Raw genomic sequence first — 18,081 nt, 5'->3', positions numbered from 1 at the left:
GCGTCGTAGCCGGCGATGAGGTTGCTGAGGCGCTGGCCGTGGACAGGCAGGTCACGGCCGGACGGGAGCGTGAGACCGCGCGCCGCGCTACCTGCGGAGTTGCCGGCGTTGGTGGGACAGGTCGGTGTGGTGGTGGCGGCCGGGGTGACTGTGCGGATCGGTGTGAACGGTGGCCGTGGTAAGGCGGGACACGGCATGAGTGAGCTGGTGTTCGGCGTCCGCGGCGATCTCGTGGGCGGCGACGAGGCTGAGGTCGGCGTCGACGACGAGGTCGGCTTCGGCGTGCAGCCGGTGGCCTATCCACCGCAGCCGCACCGCGGCCACTCCGCGCACGCCGTCAACTGCTCGCAGTGCGTTCTCGGCCTGGTCAACGAGGTCGGGGTCAACGGCGTCCATGAGCCGCCGGTAGACCTCGCGGGCGGCGTCCTTGAGCACGAAGGTGATGGCCACCGCGATGGCCAGCCCGACGGCGGGGTCCGCCCAGCGCCAACCGAGGGCGGCGCCGCCTGCGGCGGCTAGCACGGCGAGGGAGGTGTAGCCGTCGGTGCGGGCGTGCAGGCCGTCGGCGACCAGGGCGGCGGAGCCGATGCGCCGGCCGACCCGGATGCGGTACTGCGCGACCAGCTCGTTGCCGATGAACCCGACGAGACCGGCGGCGGCGACCCAGGGAAGGTGGGTCACCTCGGCGGGGTGTAGGAGCCGGTCGACAGCGGTCCAGGCGGCGGCGACGGCGGAGCCGGCGATGACGACGACGATGATGATGCCGGCGAGGTCTTCGGCGCGGCCGTATCCGTAGGTGTAGGCGCGGGTGGCGGCTCGGCGGCCGAGCAGGAAGGCGATGCCCAGCGGTACGGCGGTCAGCGCGTCGGCGACGTTGTGCAGGGTGTCGCCGAGCAGCGCGACCGACCCGGAAAGCACCACGATGACCGCTTGGGCGAGTGCGGTGATCCCGAGGGCGACCAGTGAGATCCATAGGGCCCGTAACCCGTCGCGGGAGGTCTCCAACGTGGGGTCGATCTTCGCGCGGGAGTCGTGGGAGTGCGGCGTGACGGCGTGGGTCAGCCGGTGCCACCAGGTGGCGAGCCGGCCGCCGTGGTCATGCCGGTGGTTGTGCTCGTGGTCGTTCACCGTTCCCCCAGGTTTCCGTCGGTCGCGCCGATGCTCCTACCCGTGACGGCGGCGATAATATGTGCTCATGTACGCACGCGACAACGTTGCAGATGCCAAGGACCTGCAACAACGCCTCCCCGGCGCGCCGGAGGTCGAGGCGGCCACGGACATGCTACGGATGCTGTCCGACCCCACCCGTCTACGGCTGATGGCGCTGCTCCGAGACGGCGAGTACGACGTCACCGCGCTCGTCGGAGCCGTGGCGACCGCTCGGCCAGCGGTGTCGCAGCACCTGGGCAAGCTGCGACTGGCCGGGCTGGTCAGCGCGCGGCGGGAGGGCCGCCGGTCCCTCTACCGGGCCAAGGGAGGACATGTGCGTCGGCTGGTCACGGAGGTGCTGTACGCAGCCTCACACCGGGTAAGTGGCAGTCCGGAGCATGACTGACCGAGCAGACGACCGTGACCCACGCTGTGCGCCTGGTCCAGGCGTCGGTGCAGGATGGACGGCATGGCGAAGCTCTTGGAACACGTCCTTGACGCCTTCTTCGGCCATCCTCGTGGGCTGCCGGGACGCATCGGCGGCGCGATCATGGCCAGAGGAAACGCTGAGCAGGAACGTGAGGCAATCGAACGGCTAGCACCATCAGCGGGCCATCACCTGCTGGTCGTTGGTCACGGGCCGGGCGTCGGCCTCGCTCTTGCCGCCGACCGCGTTGGCCCGACCGGACAGGTGATTGGCGTGGACCCCTCGGCGACCATGCGCCAGCTTGCCGCCGAGCGCTGCACCGCAGCGGTCGCCGCCGGCGTGGTCGACATCCGCGATGGCAGCGCCGAGCACACCGGCTGCGCCGACCAGAGCATCGACGCCGTGGTCTCGGTCAACAACGTGATGCTGTGGGACCGGCAGGCAGGCCTGGCTGAGGCGTACCGGGTGCTGCGGCCCCACGGGCAGCTGACAATCACGGTGCATCGCCACGTACTGAACACCTCACCACAGCAGCTGACCGATGATGTCGAACGAGCCGGGTTCGTCGACGTCAGCCTCCACGTCCGCCCCAGGCGCATGAACAGCCCTGCCGTCGACCTGGTGGCCCGCCGCGCCGTCCCACCGGTTGACCAGCGAGCCCAGCCCGACCGCCGCAAACAACGATCGCAGTATGAACCTGGCGTTCCCCGCACGGCATGCGCTGCCCACAGTGAATCCCACCCACCTCCGGGAGAGCCGGCCGCTGTCCGTTGCGGCCGGATCCGGCGTTGCCAGCCTGGGACCAGGCACATCTTTGCTTGCGAAGGTAGCGGCAGGTGGAAATATTTGACAGTGTGATCTTCACCTGGGTGATCGTGTCACCCGGCGACACGTCCGACGTAAGGGGCTCGCCGTGCATACACCTTCTCGAATCCGATCACTCGCCGTCGCCGGTGCGGTGGTTCTCCTCGCCCTTACGGCATCTCCGGCCCAGGCGCACGAGCCGTGGGACGACGGGTCCGTTCCGCCGCCCCCGCCGAGCAGTCCGGCCGATGGTTACAGCAAGAACATGCACCTGCTCTCCACCGACGCGCACACCGGAGGCGTCAACTCCGACCTCGCCTTCTCCGGCAGCCTCGTCTACGCCGGCCACTACGGCGGCTTCCGCATCATCGACATCTCCGAGCCCGGCGCACCGGTCGCGCTGGCCGACGTGCACTGCAACGGTCCCCAAGGCGACGTCTCGGTTTGGGGGGACCTGCTGTTCCTGTCCGTGGACACGCCGCAGAGCACGCCGGGCTGCGAGGGATCCCGCAACGTCACCGCCGCCGACCCCGGCGCCTGGGAAGGGGTACGCGTCTTCGATGTCAGCGACCCGAGGGCGCCGCGGTTCCTGCAGGCGATCCGGACCGACTGCGGCTCGCACACCCACACCCTCGTGCCCCGCTCCGACGGCGGCACCTACATCTATGTCGCGTCGTACCCGCTGAGCGCCAGCAACATCGGGCCGGACTGCCAGGCCCCGTTCGAGCGGATCTCGGTGATTGACGTGCCGGGTGGCGACGCCGCTGCCGGCCTCGCCGCGAAGGTCGTCGCCGAGCCCACCGTCAAGGGAATCGACCCCTTCTCCGGCGCATCCGGCGACTTCTTCGCCTGCCATGACATCCAGGTCCTGACCCCGCGCAAACTCGCCGCCGCGGCCTGCCTGTCCCAGGGACAGCTCTGGGACATCAGCAACGCCCTGGCACCCCGAGTGATCGCCAACATCGACACACCGGACGTGGACATCTGGCACAGCGCGGCGTTCACCCACGACGGGAAGTACGTCACCTTCGGCGACGAGTACTTCGGGCCCGCGCAGGAGCCGTACGGGGCGCTCTGGACCTACGCCGTCGACGACCCCAGCACGCCGCTGAGCCACCTGCGGATCCCGCGCGCCGAGCCGAGCACCTACCACAACTTCAACTTCGTTCCGGTTGCCGGACGGAACATTCTGGTCTCCTCCGCGTACGGCTCGGGAACCTCGGTGGTCGACCTGACCGACCCGCGCAGCCCCAAGGAGATCGGCTACTACGACATGCAGTCCAACCAGTGGTCGACCTACTGGTACAACGGCCTGATCGTCGCCAACGACATCTCCCGCGGCGTGGACGTGCTCCGCTTCAGCGGCCGCGAAGCGGCAGGCGCCAAGAAACTGCCGATGCTCAACCCACAGACCCAGACGTTCCTGCTCAACTGACGCCGCTTCAGCAGAGCGGGCGGGGCTCCGTCGGCGCCCCGCCCGCTTTCGCGTCGTACCCGCGAACCGCACGTCGCCCACCCACGGCCATGCTCGCCCGGCGACGGCGAGGATGGCGCCCGTGGTGAAGCACTTGTTGTCTCGTCTGGACCTGCCGGCCGCAGCCCGGTTGCAGGGCCGCCTACGGGCGGCTGGACTCGACGGTCAGGGCGTTGAGCACACCGGTGACATCGAGAATCCGGTGGACCTGGGGGCTGGGGTTGACCAGCGAAAGGTGTCGTCCTGTTGTCACCGCCGTGTTCCGTGCCGTGATCAACGCACTGATGACGCTGGAGTCGATGAAGGTCACGGCGGCCGCGTCGACTTCAACGACATCAGCGTCATCGACCGCCGCGTGCAGGAGGTCCTGCAGCCGCGGGGCGCCGTTCATGTCGATTTCGCCGGACAGCACAACGATTCTCCGGTCGCCGTCGGTGTGGATCTGGTGCTGCCACGTCAGCTCCTGAATCATTCCTGCTCACCCTCCATCGCCGGCGCGTCGAGCATACTGTCCGCCCCGGCGGCAGCGGACTGCTTCGCCACGGCGGCGGCCGTCTGCCGGGTCACGCAGACGCTCACTGTCGCGGTGACCCCGCCCGGTCTGCGGGTCAGCATCAGCGCGCCGGTCAACTGGTGGGCAAGCCAGAGCCCCCGGCCGCCCGGCACGTGCGAGGGCGGCAGGTCCACGGGCAGGGTGTCGGCGGCGGTGCCGTGATCGGAGACCTCACACACCAGCACGTCGTCCACCTGCCGAAGTTCCAGGCGTCCTGACCCGCCGCCGTGGCGCACCGCGTTGGTCACCAGTTCGTGAACGGCCAGCACGAAGTCGTCGCCGTCGTGGCTGGACAGGCCGGCGGCCGTGACCCGGGCGGCGAGGAGGTGCCGCAGGGGAGTCACTGTCTCAGCGGTGAAGTGCTGCGACAGCAGCACGACCGGCTGTGCGGCGATGCGCCCGCTCACCCGGTCATCCTCATTGAGCTGCCCGTCGCTCATGACCGGCACGCTACCTACCCCCGACAGTTCCGCCACCGTTGCCCGGAGGCAAGTATCTGCAGGGTGCGAGCCCTCCATTCAAAATATGACACCGGCTCGGGCCAGCGGGCCGAGACGGCCGCGGTGGATGGGCGTGCTCGACGTGTTCACCCGATGACCTCACCTGACGATGGTGCTCGGGTCTCCACCGCAGAAGCGCCAGGGCCGGCGGCTTGACGGCTGCAGCTGCCTGTATCAGGCGGTGCCGGATCGGGTGTGCGGCCTGGGGCCGCCCAGGTCTGCGGGTGCAGCTGAAGATCGGCTCCCTGTACGGGGCCTTGGCCCGCCTCGTCGGCGACGGCTTGGTCGAGCTGGACCGAGAGGAGGCATGGCAAGGGCGGTTACGCCGCTACTACCGATTGACCGAGCGGGGACGCGACGTCCTCACCGCCGAGGCGCAACGGTTGGCTGCGAACGCGCAACTCGCCTCGACCCGGCTACGGAGCCAGCGGAACCCGATCACAGGGCCGACGCCGTCATGAGCCGGCTCGAAGAGCGCTACCGCCTCGTGCTGCGGCTGCTGCCCGCCGCCTATCGGCAGCAATGGGAAGACGACATGGTCGCCGCCTTCCTGGACAGCATGAACACCAGCGACCCGGAAACCGCCGCGTACCTCGCAGACTACGGCCGGCCGAGCCTGCCGGAGGTCGCCAGCATCGTGTCCCTGGCTGTCCGGTTGCGTCTCGGGGGCCCCGACGCGCCAGCCCGTTCCTACGCCTGGGGACAAGCCGTGCGACTGGCGACCCTGATGGCGATGCTGACCCACGCCGTCATGGTCACCGCCAGCGTCGCCGTCACACTGTGGCTGTCCGGGAAGCTCGCCTGGTTGCCGACGCCCGCACCCGAGTGGGCGCTCACACCGCCGGGAAATATCTGGCACACCGCGTGGAACCTGGCCGGCTACGCCTGGCTGCCGGCCTACATCGCGCTCGTCCTCGGACACCGCCGCGTGGCCCAGGCCGTCGGCCTGCTCGCCATCGTGCCCCCCGCCATCACCACCGCCGTGGAACAAGCCACCGGTGGCCTACCGCTGTCCGTGACGCCTTGGGCGCTGCGGCTCACCGACGTCGTCCTGGTACTCGCCATGGCGGTGTTTCACCGCGGCGCCCCACCGGTGCCGCGCCGCCCCTGGCTCCTCGCGATACCGATCGGCATCCTGCTCGTTCCCCTGCCGCTGTTCGCCATCCAGGCCACCATCGAGGCAGCGAGGCTCCTGGACTGGCCTGGCCTGTCCTGCGCCATGGTCGCCGCCGCCATCGCGGTCCACCTGGCCGGACGGGCACCCAGGCAGCCAGCTCGCGCGTTGCCGTGGTCACTGGCGCTCACCCTGCTCGCCGCGACCACCCTCGCCCTACGAATCGTCACCCTGCCTGACTACATCGGCCAGGCACAACGCACCACACTCGTCACGATCGCAGCAACGGAAGTCATCGCCGTCCTGGCGATGGCCCTACCGCTCGCCCGACGAGCCATCCGAGCACTGCGCCGACTTCCACCGATCTCCGCCGACGCCCAATCGCGCACCACACCGGCCGAGTAGCCCCCATCGCGGTGCATCGATCCATTCAACCGCGCACCGGAAAGCCCTGCCGGGAATCAGCGCGCTACGGAACGTCACGACGAGTGGGGCCGTCCAGCTCCCCGGATGTGCCGATGACAGGACACCGGGGTCGGTTCGGGCGGTCACCCGTTGTCGAACCGGCCAAAAGTACGGTCCGAAACGGCGTGGACCGTGCCTCGGACTGATGCCGGGGCCCGACCACGCGAGCATGGTGAACCCATGCCATCTACCCGTCGACGTGGTGTCCTGGTCGCCACTGCATGTCTCCTCGCGCTCGTCACCTTCGCTGTGTCTGCGACGACTCCCTCGGCCTCGGCCGGCGACACCGACGCTGATCGCGCACTGGGGATGCCGTCGAGCACACCGCGGCTGCCCGAGCCGACCGGTCGTCAGCCGGTCGGCATGACGTCGCTGTACCTGAAAGACCTCTCGCGGCCGGATCCCTGGATTCCTACGAGCAAAGCGCGAGAGCTGATGGTCTCGCTGTGGTACCCGGCGAAGAACAAGGACGGCCGGCGGGTGCAGTATTTGACGCCGAAGGAGTCCGAGCTCATCCTCCAGGGCACCGTGGGTACGCCGTCGGATGTGCTCAGCAGAACACGGACCAACGCCATCAGCGACGCCGAGCCGGCGGGAGGCAGGCGCAAGCTGCCCATGGTCGTACTCTCGCCTGGCTTCACCTGGCCACGTAGCTCTCTGTCGGCCCTGGCCGAGGACCTGGCCAGTTGGGGCTACGTGGTGGTGGGCATCGACCACACGTATGAGACCTTCGCTACCACCTTTCCGGACGGACGGGTCACCACGTGTGTCGCGTGCGAGCTGGAAGATGCTGATGACTTCGGCCGGAAGGCGGAAGAGAGCAGAGCAGCGGACGTCTCGTTCGTGCTCGACCAGCTCACCGGCGTTCATTCGAAGTGGAAGGGTGGCAGCCTGCTCGATCCGTACCGGATCGCGATCGCGGGCAGCTCCCTCGGCGGCGCGAGCAGCAGTGAGGTCCTGCTGCGGGACCCGCGGGTGCGGGCCGGGGTCAACATGGACGGCCACATGTTCGCCCCGCTGCCCCCGAGCGGGCTGTCGCGGCCGTTCATGTTGCTCGGTCAGCAGGCGTTCCACAGCCCCGGCAGCGGGGACGACCCGACATGGGACGACAACTGGCCGCTGCTGACAGGCTGGAAGCGCTGGCTCGTGGTGGCCGGGTCGGTGCACGCCTCCTTCACCGACTACGACCTCCTGGCCGAGCAGATCGGCGTCGATCTGGGCAGCGACCTGACCGGCCTTCGGTCCGTGGAGATCACTCGCAGGTATGTCCGCGCGTTCTTCGACCTGCACCTCCGTGGAGTGGCACAACCGCTGCTGGACCGTCCTTCAACGCGCTATCCCGAGGTCAGGTACTGCTCCCCGCCGGCAACGACCTGCCAGTAGGCCTGGTAGCGGAATCCCGGCCCGCGGGCGTCGGACGCCTCGCGGGCCGGGCTCCTGGACACCATCGGCCCGTACAAGACCGCGAGGAGGGGAGCCCGATCGGGCGTTCGCTGAAGTGATCTCCACGGATCCGGGTCTGGACGCGGACCCGCACCACCGCCCGTCGCGACGAGTTCAGCCGCCTGGCCCGGACGGTTTTCCGGCACCCGATCAGCAACTCCTGCGGGCTACGCACACCCGTCACCTCGCCAACCGGCGCCGCCGACAAGGGACCAGCAGTTGGGAATGTCAGACTGAACGACGACGAAGTGCCGGCAGGGACAAGGTCCGTGAGAGGATTTCGTCCTGCCGAAGCTTCTCGCTCAACGCGCCGAAGCATCCGTACCACGACAGGTCGTTGCCTACAGCAACGTTGCTCTTGAAGTGGTCGTGCCGGGTGGGCGACTCCTGGGTCGCCTGGCGTGGCGTAAATCGGCCACGGTTGCACATGAGGAGTATCCATGTCGATGCAGGACAAGCTTGACTCGATCTTCACTTCCGTGGTGCGGCGCAACCCTGGCGAGGACGAATTCCACCAAGCGGTGCGGGAGGTGCTCGAGAGTGTGGCGCCGGCCCTGGAGCGGCATCCCGAGTACGCCGAAGCGAAGATCATCGAGCGGATCTGCGAGCCGGAGCGGCAGGTCATCTTCCGGGTGCCATGGGAGGATGATCGCGGCGAGGTCCACATCAACCGCGGCTTCCGGGTGGAGTTCAACAGCGCCCTGGGCCCGTACAAGGGAGGTCTTCGCTTCCACCCGTCGGTCTATCTGGGGATAGTGAAGTTCCTCGGTTTCGAACAACTGTTCAAGAACGCGTTGACAGGCATGCCGATCGGCGGCGGCAAGGGCGGGGCGGACTTCGACCCGAAGGGGCGCTCGGATCGGGAGGTGATGCGGTTCTGCCAATCGTTCATGACCGAGTTGTACCGGCACATCGGTGAGTACACGGACGTGCCAGCGGGCGACATCGGAGTCGGTGGGCGAGAGATCGGTTACCTGTTCGGGCAGTACAAGCGGATCACCAACCGGTACGAGTCCGGGGTGCTGACCGGCAAAGGCCTCAGTTACGGCGGTGCCCAGGTGCGCCGGGAGGCCACCGGCTACGGTGCGGTGTTCTTTGCCGAGGAGATGCTACGCGCCGACGGCGGCGACAGCCTCGACGGAAAGCGGGTGGTGGTCTCCGGCTCGGGCAACGTGGCGATCTACGCGATCGAAAAGGTGCATCAGTTCGGCGGCATCGTGGTGGCATGCTCGGACTCCTCTGGCTATGTCCACGACGAAAAGGGAATCAACGTCGAGGTGCTCAAGCAGGTCAAGGAGGTCCGCCGGGCACGGATCGACGAATACGTCGAGGCCCATCCGCACGCCACATTCGTCGCCGGTCGCCCGGTCTGGGAGGTGCCCTGCCAGGTGGCGATCCCCTGCGCGACGCAGAACGAACTCACGGCCGTCGACGCGCTCAGCCTGATCGCGGGTGGCTGCACCACCGTGGTGGAGGGGGCCAACATGCCTACCACGCCGGCGGCGGTGCGGGGCTTCGCCGAGGCCGGGGTGCGGTTCGCGCCCGGTAAGGCGGCCAACGCCGGCGGGGTCGCGGCAAGCGCACTGGAAATGCAGCAAAACGCCAGCCGCGACTCGTGGACCTTCGCCCATTCCGAGCAGCGGCTGCGGGAGGTCATGCGGACCATCCACGCCCGCTGCCACGCCACCGCCGACGAGTACGGAATGCCGGGCAACTACGTCGCTGGAGCCAACATCGACGGCTTCCGGCTCGTCGCCGAGGCGATGCTCGCCCACGGTCTCATCTGAGACGTCGTCGTAGCCGTATCGAGGACGCTGGGCGGAGTCGGAGAGTTCTGCGGCACGGATGCCGCGCCGACCGCCGCTGGGGCGCCGGGTGGAGCCCGGAACAGGTCAGCCAGTCCGCGGAATCCCCAACGCAACGGCCGCTTCGATCGCCAGGGCGTCGAGGTGGTGTGCGATGGCGGCTCTCAGCGATTGGGCGGTGTGGATGTGGGGCCGGATGGCTGCATGCACGGCGAGGCCGTCGAGCAGGGCGTGCAGGCGTTCGGTCTCAACGGGTATGTCGGTCGGCGCCAGACCCGCCGCCGAGAGGTCCGTGAGGATCACTTGACAGCCGGCCCGTAGTGCGTCGTATCCCTCGTCGCGCAGGTCCCGCAGCGTCGGGTCGACCAGCGCGCGGGATGTGAAGGCCAGCCAGATCTCGTTCTCGGCGCGCCGTTCGTCGTCGAGTGGGAGCAGCTCAGCCAACACGCGCTCTGCTCTTCGTCGGGGATCGGGCTCGGGCTCCAAGCTGGCGAGGCGGGACTCGATCCGGTCGATGATCGTCCGGAACGCGAAGACCATGAGTTCCGACTGGCTCGCGAAGTAGTGGCGCAGCGATCCCATCGACAGCCCTGCCTCCCGGGCGACGTTCCGGACTGAGGCCTGCTCCAGGCCGTCGCGGCGGATCACCCGTAAGACCGCTTCGACGAGCTCTCGGCGGCGCTCTACCGGGTCCACAACTTTGGGCATTGGCCTGTTATAGCACGGCCGTGCTAGCTTGTCGTTCTAGCACGGCCGTATTACCAAACCGTTCTCGGAGGTCATGTCGTGACGCTCATCCAAAACCCTGAAGCGCGGCCACGACGGGCCCGCCGCGGCCTTGCCGCGCTGCTCTGCCACCGCGGCGTCCACCTCTCGGCCCTGGGCTGGCTCGCGGGCAACGCGGTGGTCCTCGCCGTGGCGGGTGACGCGCTGCCGTTCGACTGGCCGGCTGCCGCGGCACGGACTTCGGTCGACCGCCTGGTGGACGCGAACCTGGCCCTCGTCGAGGTGCTTCTACTCACCGCACTGACCTTCTGGCTGACCCGCAAACGGGCCCTGCCCAACCTCGCCGACCGCGCGCCGGAGCGCTCGGTGGCCGCCCGAGAAACGCTGTTCCTGCTGCTTTACGGCGCCGGCGGACTGGGCCTTGGCTTCATCCTCGCCCGACTCGCCGGATGGCATCCATTCGGCCTTCACCTCGCCGGGTCGATCTACGGAACACATGAACACGTCAGCCCCGCCGAATCCATCGCCTGGGCCGCCTACAACCTTGTCGTCTACGCGGTGGTCCCGCTCTTGTTCTTCCGCCGGCGCTACTCGACCGAGGCGCTCAACCTGCGCTCGAACAACCGCCGCGCTGATGCCGTCCTCATCGGCGTGATCCTCCTCATCGAATCACTCGTTCAGATCGCCGCGCTCGAACCGCAGTTCTTCCATCTCACCGCCGGTCAACTCGCGCTCGGGGTTCCCCTCACCTTCACGCTGTATCTCGCTGGCGCCGTGCTACCCGCCATGATCTTCGTCTACGCGATTCTGGTGCCACGCTTCCTGCGACTCACCGGATCAACCGCGACCACGGTGATCCTGGGCGGGCTCACCTACACCGCGCTCCATATCTGGGACGCGTGGACGGTCTTCAGTTCACCGGGCAACGCCGCCCTGTCGATCGTCTTCCTACTGCTGACCTACTTCGCGCCGGGAATGTTCAAGACCGTTCTCACCGTGCGCACCGGCAACGCGTGGGTCCACATCTGGGCCTACCACGCGCTGGCGCCGCACACCTTCGCCGACACACCACACATGGTCCACGTCTTCCACCTCAAATAAGGACCGAGCCCAGCGTTGCTTCCGCCGAAGATGTCGTCAACATTTTGGGACGATGCTCAAGGAAGATCGGCGGGACTGCCGCCGTGGGCGCGTAACCCGGCGATCCGGTGCCGACAGCGCCACCACGGGCACCGGAGCGCCGCTGTATGTCCGTTGCTCGCATCAGCCGTGACCCGGCCGCACACAGCGGCCACCGGAGGTGCCGAGGCCAGCGCCGTCACGACGGCGGATCGGCGAAATCGGCCGGGTTGAGATTGAGGGTCGCGAGTATGCCTGAATGCTGGGCGGTGTCGACGTGGTCCGGCAGCTCCCGGTCGACCCAATCGGCTCGGCTGTGTTGGCCGCGATGGCGCAGGGCCTCAACGATTTTACTCTTATCGATCTTCATCGTCTGTATCGGCTCTCCTCGCGCACAACGAATCTGGATGCTGTCGGACTCGCCCATGCCCGCCCTGACGCGAGCCGTCGGCCAGACGGGTTGCCGAGGGGCACCGGCTGGAGACCTGCCGCACGGTCAGGGCGATGCGGTGCGAGACCTGATCGCCACGAACCGTTCTCGGGGGCCTCCAGCCACAACATACCCACGCGGGCCTGCCCGTGCGCCTTCTGCGCGGGGGCCAGGAGAATTGCCGGGCGCATCACGCCCGCAGCCGCGTGGCCCGGCCCCGCCGGCCGTCCACCTGGCCGCGTCGTGGCTTGAGCACGCTCGTCAGGTGAAACTGCGCGTCTTCCGGAGCGCTGCTCACCGGCACCTTGTAGGTCGCCACCCGCTCCAGCCAGTCATGGGGCACGTGGCCCCGGTCCGGATCGCCGACGAGGACCTGACCTCCCTTCGCCGCGACACGGGCGAGGAACGGCAGCATCCGGGCGGCCACAGACGGGTGGTAGAGCGCGTCACCGGTCAACACCACGTCCACGCCGTCACCGTCGCCGTCCAGCAGGTCACTCGACGACACGGCCACGTCGACGCCGTTGGCGTGGGCGTTGGCACTTATCGCCGTGATCGAGTACGGGTCGATGTCGTTGGCCGTGACACCGACGGCGCCCGCCATCGCGGCGGCGATGGCGACCAGTCCGGAGCCGGAGGCGACGTCGAGGACCTGGCGACCGGCCACCGTGTCCGGATGATCGAGGAGGTAACGCGCGAGGGCCTGCCCGCCGGCCCAGGCCGACGCCCAGAACGGGGGCGGGAGGACGTGCCCCGCCTCGGCTTCGAGCCGGGCCCAGAGGACGATCGCGTCCTCGGCCATGACCAGTCGCACCTCTGGCACCAGCGGCACCGGGGCCAGCCGGAGCCGATCGATGCTGGCCGTCCCGGTCGCGCGCGCGGACATCGCGTACGACACCAGCGGAGCAAGGCCGGGCACCGCAGCGTCGGAACGGACCATCCGCCGGTCCGCGGTCTCAGCCGCCGCCGTGGCGACGGCTGAGGCCTCGCCGCCACGGCTCGGCGGAGCCAACATCAGACCGGACGGATGTTGGCGGCCTGCAGCCCCTTCTGGCCCTGCTCGACGTCGAACTCGACCCGCTGGTTCTCGTCCAGGCTGCGGAACCCGCTCGATGAGATGGCGGAGAAGTGGGCGAAGACGTCAGCGCCGCCGTCATCCTGCGTAATGAAGCCGAAACCCTTGTCCGCGTTGAACCACTTGACTGTACCGAATGCCATGTCTTCTCCTCTGAGTAGCTGATGGAGCCACCTACGGCCCCGGTTGTCGCCGCTACCGGTCCGGAAGAACCGGCAGAACAAAAAGCGCCTGGCGGGTTGGATACCCACCAGGCGCTGGCAAAGTATGCGACAAACCAAAGCTTGCAATGCGCTCACGCTAGCACGGACGCGCCGTCCGCCAACCGGCGCCGTCGCTGCCAGGGATGGTGTCACGGGCCGGGGGCGGCGGGCCGCCTTCGAATCTCCAACATGGGTGACCCATCGGTAGTGGCGCGTGGTGGTCAGGTCAGGCCGTGCTCGAACGGGGGGCGCCTGATCCTCCCAACGGCACTCGGCCCAAGCCGTACACGATGGAGGTTTTGGGTTAGGGTTTGGCGGGCCGAGCGAAACGGATCCGACGCTGCCCCGGCGAGCGGCCGGGTCCACCCCGCTCATTTTCCGCACCCGCCTCGCAGATGTGAGCGGGTGAGTCGCGCGCGTTGACGCGCAAACTCTGGAGCAGCTGTTGACTGATGTGACCGTGCATGACTCGAATCCATTCCGTGAAGCACCAGGAGCAGACGGGTCTTCCGACCACACACCTGCCGTCGACGTGAGTTCGGCTGCGATGACTCGGCTGCGCACCCCGTTCGAGGCCGCGGGTGACGCCGACCGGCAGCCGCCGGCCGACCCCATCGCCGCTCACTAGCCCTGCTCGTCCTTCCACGACTCGTGCGAGGACGTGCCGAGGCAGAGGGCCAAGGCGTCGGGCGGCGCCGCGGTCGCCGGCCGGAGGTCGGGGAGCACGTGGGGGAGCGGCCGGGCGGTGGGCAATGTCGGCAGTCAAACCCGCTAATCGCCACTATCGGCATAAAAGGTGTGTTTAGCTTCCCGGTGCGTGCCGCCGACGAGAGGGGCTGACGTGCACCGACGTGACCTACGTGGCCCGGAACGCGAACTCATCGGTGCCTGTCTGCCGCGCTCGAGGGACGCCCTCGCGGGGTCGTCCGGCGCGCATCGTGGCCCGTACAGGGCTTCCCGGCGCTGAACGGAGAACCATGCCTTCGTCCGTGTTTCCGGCAGTTCACCGGGCGTTCGCCCGCCGGGTGGCACCCGGCGAGTCCCTCGCCGGCGACGCCGCGCGCATCGCGCGAGCCTGCCACGAGATGGCCATACGTTTCCATCGCGGCGGAAAGTTGATCGTCTTCGGCAACGGCGGGCCGGCGACGGATGCGCAGCACGTCGTGGTGGAGTTCGTTCACCCGGTGATCGTCGGCAAGCGGGCGTTGCCGGCGATCTCGCTGACGAGCGACGCCGCGAGCCTCACCGGGATCGCTCGGGTGGACGGCTTTGACGAGGTGTTCGCCGCCCAGCTGCGCCTGCTGGCGGCACCGGAGGACATCGCGCTCGGGTTGTCCGTCGACGGCCGGTGCGCCAACGTCCGGCACGGGCTGACCACGGCCCGCGACCTCGGTCTGCTCACGGTCGGGCTCCTCGGCGCCGACGGCGGTGACATCGCTCGCGACGCGGTCGCCGACCATGTCGTCGTTGCCCGCACCGACGACCCGTGCATCGTGAAGGAGGTGCACGTGACGATCTATCACATTCTCTGGGAGTTGGTGCACGTGTTCTTCGAACAGCCCGGCCTGCTGAAGTCGGAGGCCGCCCGGTGACCTCGCAACCCGTGCCGCCAACCGGAACTCCGCCCGAATGCCACGACGACGTGTGCATCACGTGCTCGGATGCGGCGGTTGCGGTCCGCGTACGGGAAGTGACGGCAGACGGACTGGCCGTGGTGGACACGGACGCCGGGTGGGAAGAGGTCAGCGTGGCCCTGGTCGAGGCGGCACCTGGCGACATCGTGCTGGTACACGCCAAGGAGGCCATCGCCGTCGTGGAGAAGAACTCATGAGCGCGCCGGTCGAGGGCGCCCTCGGTGCGCTCTACCCGTTCCTCGACACCCAGCCGGCCGACGTGGACGCGGTGCTCGCCGCGGTGGCGAGGTCCACCGCGGAGAAGGCGGCGCAGATCGTCGCCCTCCGCCAGTCCCTGGTCCCCCGGCACGGGCAGCGGTTGCTCGACTGCGCCCAGCGATGTGCCACGGCGTTCCAGGCCGGCGGCACGCTGTTCGCCTTCGGCAACGGAGGAAGCAGCACGGACGCCCAGGACATCGCGCAGTTGTTCCTGCACCCGCCGGCGGCCGCCCGTCCGCTACCGGCCGTCTCGCTGACCCATGACGTCGCGCTGATCACGGCACTCTCCAACGATGTGGGGTTCGAGGTGGTCTTCGCCCGGCAGGTGGCGGCATTCGGCCGTGCCGGGGACATCGCGGTGGGGTTGTCCACGAGCGGGGGATCGAACAACGTCCTGCGGGCGTTCGGGGAGGCGTCCCGGCGGGGCATGCTCACCATCGGCATCGCCGGGTACGAGGGCGGGCGGATGGCGGAATCCGACGAGATCGACTACCTCTTCGTGGTGCCGTCGGAATCGGTGCACCGGGTCCAGGAGGCGCAGACGACGCTCTACCACGTGCTCTGGGAACTCATCCAGCAGGCGTTGGCCGAGGAACTCTGAGGGGCCTGCCATGGGTCGGGCCGGCCTGCAGCGGGTGCACGTCCGCGTCGAAGGCATCGTGCAGGGAGTCGGCTTCCGGCCGTTCGTACACGCGCTGGCCGCCGAGTACGACCTGGCCGGATTCGTCGGCAACGACACCGCAGGCGTCTTCGTCGAGGTCGAAGGGGACGGGGAGCGGCTGGGCGCATTCCTCGCCGACCTCAGCCGGCGGGCGCCGGCACTCGCCCAGGTCGAGCGGCTCACCACCGCGACAGTCCCGCCGAACGGCCAGCCCGGCTTCACCATCGTCACCAGCGTCACCGGCGCCGGCCGGGACGCCCTGATCTCCCCGGACACCGCCACCTGCCCGGACTGCCTCGGCGAACTGACCGATCCGAGGGACCGACGCCACGGCTACCCGTTCACCAACTGCACCAACTGCGGCCCGCGATTCACCATCGTCGAGGACGTACCGTACGACCGTCGTACCACCACGATGGCCGGCTTCGCCCTCTGCGCCGACTGCTCCGCCGAGTACGCCGACCCGGCAGACCGCCGCTTCCACGCCGAGCCGGTGTGCTGCCCCGGGTGCGGACCCGCACTCCGGCTCGTCGGCGCGGACGGCGCCCCGGTCTCCGGCGATCCGCTGGACAACACCGTACGGTGGCTGCGCGACGGCCGGATCGTCGCGGTCAAGGGGCTGGGCGGCTACCACCTGGCCGCCCGCGCCGACGACGAGCGGGTCGTCTCGACGCTGCGCTCCCGCAAGCACCGCGAGGAAAAACCCTTCGCCCTGATGGCCGCCGACCTGGCGGCGGCACGCGCCCTGGTCCACGTGCCGCCGGCGGCCGTGCCGGTGCTCACCGGCCCCCGCCGACCCGTGGTGCTGCTGCCGCGCCTACCCGGCGCCCCGGTCGCCGCGTCGGTGGCGCCGGGCAACCGCGACCTGGGCGTGCTGCTGCCGTACACGCCGCTGCACCATCTGCTGCTCGGGCGGCTCGGCCTACCGATCGTGCTGACCAGCGGGAACGTCTCCGACGAGCCGATCGTGCACCGTGACGACGAGGCCCGCCAGCGGCTCGCGGGGATCGCCGACGGGCTCCTGACGCACGACCGGCGGATCCACGTTCGGACCGACGACTCGGTGGTGCGCGTCTTCCGGGGCCGTGAGCTGCCGGTGCGGCGGTCCCGTGGCTACGTACCCGCGCCGATCACCCTGCCGTGGCGCTTCGACCGGCCGGTGCTGGCCTGCGGCGCGGAGTTGAAGAACACGTTCTGCGTGGCGAAGGGGCGGCGCGCGTTCGTGTCGCACCACATCGGGGACCTGGAGAACTTCGAGACCCTGCGGGCGTTCACCGACGGAATCTCGCACTTCACCCGGCTCTTCGACGTCCGGCCGCAGGTCGTCGCCCATGACTTGCATCCCGAGTACCTGTCGACGAAGTACGCGCTGCAGCGCACCGACGTCGAACTGGTCGGCGTCCAGCACCACCACGCCCACATCGCGTCCTGCCTGGCCGACAACGGCGACCCCGGCCCGGTGATCGGCGTCGCCTTCGACGGGCTCGGATTCGGCACCGACGGCACCCTGTGGGGAGGTGAGCTGCTCGTCGCGGACCTGGCCGGGTTCGAACGGGTCGGCCATCTGGCCGCCGTGCCGATGCCGGGCGGGGTCGCGGCGGTCCGCGAGCCGTGGCGGATGGCGGCGGCCTACCTGGACGAGATCTACGGCGACGCAGTGCCCGACCTGGCGGTGGCGCGCCGGCACGGGCGGCGGTGGCGGGCGGTGGTGACCCTGGCCCGAAGCGGCACGAACTCACCCCGTACCTCGAGCGTCGGTCGGCTGTTCGACGCCGTCTCGGCGATCCTCGGCCTGCACGACCGGGTCACGTACGAGGGGCAGGCCGCGATCGCACTGGAGCAGCGGGCCGACCCCGACGAGCGGGGCGGCTACCCGGTCGAGGCGGCCGGTCCGGTTCCACTGCAGGACGTCGGACGCGGGCTGGTTCGCTGCGTGGTCGACGACCTGCTCGCCGAGGTGGATCCCGGCCGGATCGCCGCGCGGTTCCAGCACGGCCTGGCCGACGCCGTGGTACGGGCGGCCGGCGCCGTGCGGGAAAGCAGTGGCCTGACGACGGTCGCGCTCTCCGGCGGGGTCTTCCAGAACGTGCTGCTGCTGGAACGGACGATGAGCGGGCTGGAGCAGGACGGCTTCCGGGTGCTCGTGCACTCGCGGGTGCCACCGAACGACGGCGGGATCTCCCTCGGCCAGGCCGTGGTGGCCGCAGCCCGGGGCGTTCCCGCCGGCTGAGCCGGAACCGG

Annotated in this window: 19 protein-coding genes; 12 read left to right on the top strand and 7 right to left on the bottom strand. The window is 69.2% G+C overall.

Annotated features, from left to right (window positions below):
* Positions 1 to 87: 87 nt before the first annotated feature.
* Positions 88 to 1,128, bottom strand: coding sequence for a cation diffusion facilitator family transporter (locus AB0H57_RS08830; protein ID WP_357504177.1), 1,041 nt, complete (start codon positions 1,126 to 1,128; stop codon positions 88 to 90).
* Positions 1,129 to 1,195: 67 nt separating this feature from the next.
* On the opposite strand from AB0H57_RS08830, the gene AB0H57_RS08825 reads away from it, so the two are divergent.
* From AB0H57_RS08825 to AB0H57_RS08815, 3 genes are all read left to right on the top strand, one after another.
* Positions 1,196 to 1,555 (top strand): metalloregulator ArsR/SmtB family transcription factor, encoded by a 360-nt coding sequence (locus tag AB0H57_RS08825; RefSeq protein WP_357504175.1) that lies wholly within the window; start codon positions 1,196 to 1,198, stop codon positions 1,553 to 1,555.
* A 63-nt stretch (positions 1,556 to 1,618) separates the two neighbouring features.
* Positions 1,619 to 2,434 (top strand): methyltransferase domain-containing protein, encoded by an 816-nt coding sequence (locus tag AB0H57_RS08820; protein ID WP_357504173.1) that lies wholly within the window; start codon positions 1,619 to 1,621, stop codon positions 2,432 to 2,434.
* Positions 2,435 to 2,645: 211 nt separating this feature from the next.
* A complete protein-coding gene (locus tag AB0H57_RS08815; RefSeq protein WP_357504171.1) occupies positions 2,646 to 3,815 on the top strand; it encodes a hypothetical protein in 1,170 nt (389 codons plus the stop codon).
* 181 nt (positions 3,816 to 3,996) lie between these two features.
* Here the strand turns inward: AB0H57_RS08815 and AB0H57_RS08810 are convergent, their stop codons facing one another.
* Both AB0H57_RS08810 and AB0H57_RS08805 read right to left on the bottom strand, forming a co-directional pair.
* Positions 3,997 to 4,326, bottom strand: a complete 330-nt coding sequence (locus AB0H57_RS08810; protein ID WP_357504169.1) for an STAS domain-containing protein — start codon at positions 4,324 to 4,326, stop codon at positions 3,997 to 3,999.
* Positions 4,323 to 4,847 (bottom strand): ATP-binding protein, encoded by a 525-nt coding sequence (locus tag AB0H57_RS08805; protein WP_357504167.1) that lies wholly within the window; start codon positions 4,845 to 4,847, stop codon positions 4,323 to 4,325. Before AB0H57_RS08805 ends, AB0H57_RS08810 begins: the two co-directional genes overlap by 4 nt.
* Before the next feature lie 284 nt (positions 4,848 to 5,131).
* On the opposite strand from AB0H57_RS08805, the gene AB0H57_RS08800 reads away from it, so the two are divergent.
* The 4 genes from AB0H57_RS08800 to gdhA all read left to right on the top strand — a co-directional run bounded on the left by AB0H57_RS08800 (position 5,132) and on the right by gdhA (position 9,716).
* Positions 5,132 to 5,368 (top strand): helix-turn-helix transcriptional regulator, encoded by a 237-nt coding sequence (locus AB0H57_RS08800; protein WP_357504165.1) that lies wholly within the window; start codon positions 5,132 to 5,134, stop codon positions 5,366 to 5,368.
* Positions 5,365 to 6,426, top strand: coding sequence for a hypothetical protein (locus tag AB0H57_RS08795; RefSeq protein ID WP_357504163.1), 1,062 nt, complete (start codon positions 5,365 to 5,367; stop codon positions 6,424 to 6,426). Before AB0H57_RS08800 ends, AB0H57_RS08795 begins: the two co-directional genes overlap by 4 nt.
* A 240-nt stretch (positions 6,427 to 6,666) precedes the next feature.
* The gene (locus AB0H57_RS08790; RefSeq protein WP_357504162.1) at positions 6,667 to 7,869 is read left to right on the top strand and encodes a hypothetical protein; all 1,203 of its coding nucleotides are present in this window, start codon (positions 6,667 to 6,669) and stop codon (positions 7,867 to 7,869) included.
* A gap of 506 nt (positions 7,870 to 8,375) precedes the next feature.
* Positions 8,376 to 9,716, top strand: coding sequence for an NADP-specific glutamate dehydrogenase (gene gdhA, locus AB0H57_RS08785; protein WP_357504280.1), 1,341 nt, complete (start codon positions 8,376 to 8,378; stop codon positions 9,714 to 9,716).
* A gap of 105 nt (positions 9,717 to 9,821) precedes the next feature.
* Here the strand turns inward: gdhA and AB0H57_RS08780 are convergent, their stop codons facing one another.
* Positions 9,822 to 10,442: a TetR/AcrR family transcriptional regulator gene (locus tag AB0H57_RS08780; RefSeq protein ID WP_357504160.1), complete on the bottom strand. Its 621-nt coding sequence runs from the start codon at positions 10,440 to 10,442 to the stop codon at positions 9,822 to 9,824.
* 78 nt (positions 10,443 to 10,520) lie between these two features.
* Here AB0H57_RS08780 and AB0H57_RS08775 point away from each other — a divergent pair, with 78 nt between their 5' ends.
* Entirely contained in the window at positions 10,521 to 11,561 is a 1,041-nt protein-coding gene (locus AB0H57_RS08775; RefSeq protein ID WP_357504158.1) for a hypothetical protein, read from the top strand.
* Between the two features lie 217 nt (positions 11,562 to 11,778).
* Here AB0H57_RS08775 and AB0H57_RS08770 read toward each other — a convergent pair whose 3' ends face one another.
* The 3 genes from AB0H57_RS08770 to AB0H57_RS08760 form a co-directional block, all read right to left on the bottom strand.
* Entirely contained in the window at positions 11,779 to 12,006 is a 228-nt protein-coding gene (locus AB0H57_RS08770; RefSeq protein WP_357504156.1) for a hypothetical protein, read from the bottom strand.
* A 193-nt stretch (positions 12,007 to 12,199) separates the two neighbouring features.
* Positions 12,200 to 12,895: a 50S ribosomal protein L11 methyltransferase gene (locus AB0H57_RS08765; RefSeq protein ID WP_357504278.1), complete on the bottom strand. Its 696-nt coding sequence runs from the start codon at positions 12,893 to 12,895 to the stop codon at positions 12,200 to 12,202.
* 128 nt (positions 12,896 to 13,023) lie between these two features.
* The gene (locus AB0H57_RS08760) at positions 13,024 to 13,227 is read right to left on the bottom strand and encodes a cold-shock protein (RefSeq protein ID WP_357504154.1); all 204 of its coding nucleotides are present in this window, start codon (positions 13,225 to 13,227) and stop codon (positions 13,024 to 13,026) included.
* Positions 13,228 to 14,312: 1,085 nt separating this feature from the next.
* Here AB0H57_RS08760 and AB0H57_RS08755 point away from each other — a divergent pair.
* From AB0H57_RS08755 to hypF, 4 genes are read left to right on the top strand one after another with little or no spacing between them, the layout of a single operon-like run.
* On the top strand, positions 14,313 to 14,879 hold the full coding sequence (locus AB0H57_RS08755; RefSeq protein WP_357504152.1) for an SIS domain-containing protein: 567 nt from the start codon (positions 14,313 to 14,315) through the stop codon (positions 14,877 to 14,879).
* Positions 14,774 to 15,118 carry a HypC/HybG/HupF family hydrogenase formation chaperone gene (locus AB0H57_RS08750; protein WP_357504150.1) on the top strand — a complete coding sequence of 115 codons (345 nt, stop codon included), beginning with the start codon at positions 14,774 to 14,776 and terminating at the stop codon, positions 15,116 to 15,118. The genes AB0H57_RS08755 and AB0H57_RS08750 overlap by 106 nt, the downstream gene beginning before the upstream one ends.
* The gene (locus AB0H57_RS08745) at positions 15,115 to 15,780 is read left to right on the top strand and encodes an SIS domain-containing protein (protein WP_357504148.1); all 666 of its coding nucleotides are present in this window, start codon (positions 15,115 to 15,117) and stop codon (positions 15,778 to 15,780) included. Before AB0H57_RS08750 ends, AB0H57_RS08745 begins: the two co-directional genes overlap by 4 nt.
* Before the next feature lie 10 nt (positions 15,781 to 15,790).
* Positions 15,791 to 18,070 (top strand): carbamoyltransferase HypF, encoded by a 2,280-nt coding sequence (hypF, locus tag AB0H57_RS08740; RefSeq protein WP_357504145.1) that lies wholly within the window; start codon positions 15,791 to 15,793, stop codon positions 18,068 to 18,070.
* Positions 18,071 to 18,081 lie beyond the last annotated feature (11 nt).

It is taken from the genome of Micromonospora sp. NPDC050686 (assembly GCF_040654475.1).
In the GTDB taxonomy this organism is placed as follows: domain Bacteria; phylum Actinomycetota; class Actinomycetes; order Mycobacteriales; family Micromonosporaceae; genus Micromonospora.
This window is presented reverse-complemented; position numbering and strand designations above follow the sequence as displayed.

What these genes read in the sequence shown, in the direction of transcription:
- AB0H57_RS08825 (WP_357504175.1), top strand. Translation starts at nt 1,196, where the DNA reads ATGTACGCACGCGACAACGTTGCAGATGCCAAGGACCTGCAACAACGC.
- AB0H57_RS08765 (WP_357504278.1), bottom strand. Translation starts at nt 12,895, where the DNA reads ATGTCCGCGCGCGCGACCGGGACGGCCAGCATCGATCGGCTCCGGCTG.
- AB0H57_RS08770 (WP_357504156.1), bottom strand. Translation starts at nt 12,006, where the DNA reads ATGGGCGAGTCCGACAGCATCCAGATTCGTTGTGCGCGAGGAGAGCCG.
- AB0H57_RS08780 (WP_357504160.1), bottom strand. Translation starts at nt 10,442, where the DNA reads ATGCCCAAAGTTGTGGACCCGGTAGAGCGCCGCCGAGAGCTCGTCGAA.
- hypF (WP_357504145.1), top strand. Translation starts at nt 15,791, where the DNA reads ATGGGTCGGGCCGGCCTGCAGCGGGTGCACGTCCGCGTCGAAGGCATC.
- AB0H57_RS08805 (WP_357504167.1), bottom strand. Translation starts at nt 4,847, where the DNA reads ATGAGCGACGGGCAGCTCAATGAGGATGACCGGGTGAGCGGGCGCATC.
- AB0H57_RS08745 (WP_357504148.1), top strand. Translation starts at nt 15,115, where the DNA reads ATGAGCGCGCCGGTCGAGGGCGCCCTCGGTGCGCTCTACCCGTTCCTC.
- AB0H57_RS08815 (WP_357504171.1), top strand. Translation starts at nt 2,646, where the DNA reads ATGCACCTGCTCTCCACCGACGCGCACACCGGAGGCGTCAACTCCGAC.
- AB0H57_RS08820 (WP_357504173.1), top strand. Translation starts at nt 1,619, where the DNA reads ATGGCGAAGCTCTTGGAACACGTCCTTGACGCCTTCTTCGGCCATCCT.
- AB0H57_RS08790 (WP_357504162.1), top strand. Translation starts at nt 6,667, where the DNA reads ATGCCATCTACCCGTCGACGTGGTGTCCTGGTCGCCACTGCATGTCTC.
- gdhA (WP_357504280.1), top strand. Translation starts at nt 8,376, where the DNA reads ATGCAGGACAAGCTTGACTCGATCTTCACTTCCGTGGTGCGGCGCAAC.
- AB0H57_RS08795 (WP_357504163.1), top strand. Translation starts at nt 5,365, where the DNA reads ATGAGCCGGCTCGAAGAGCGCTACCGCCTCGTGCTGCGGCTGCTGCCC.
- AB0H57_RS08810 (WP_357504169.1), bottom strand. Translation starts at nt 4,326, where the DNA reads ATGATTCAGGAGCTGACGTGGCAGCACCAGATCCACACCGACGGCGAC.
- AB0H57_RS08760 (WP_357504154.1), bottom strand. Translation starts at nt 13,227, where the DNA reads ATGGCATTCGGTACAGTCAAGTGGTTCAACGCGGACAAGGGTTTCGGC.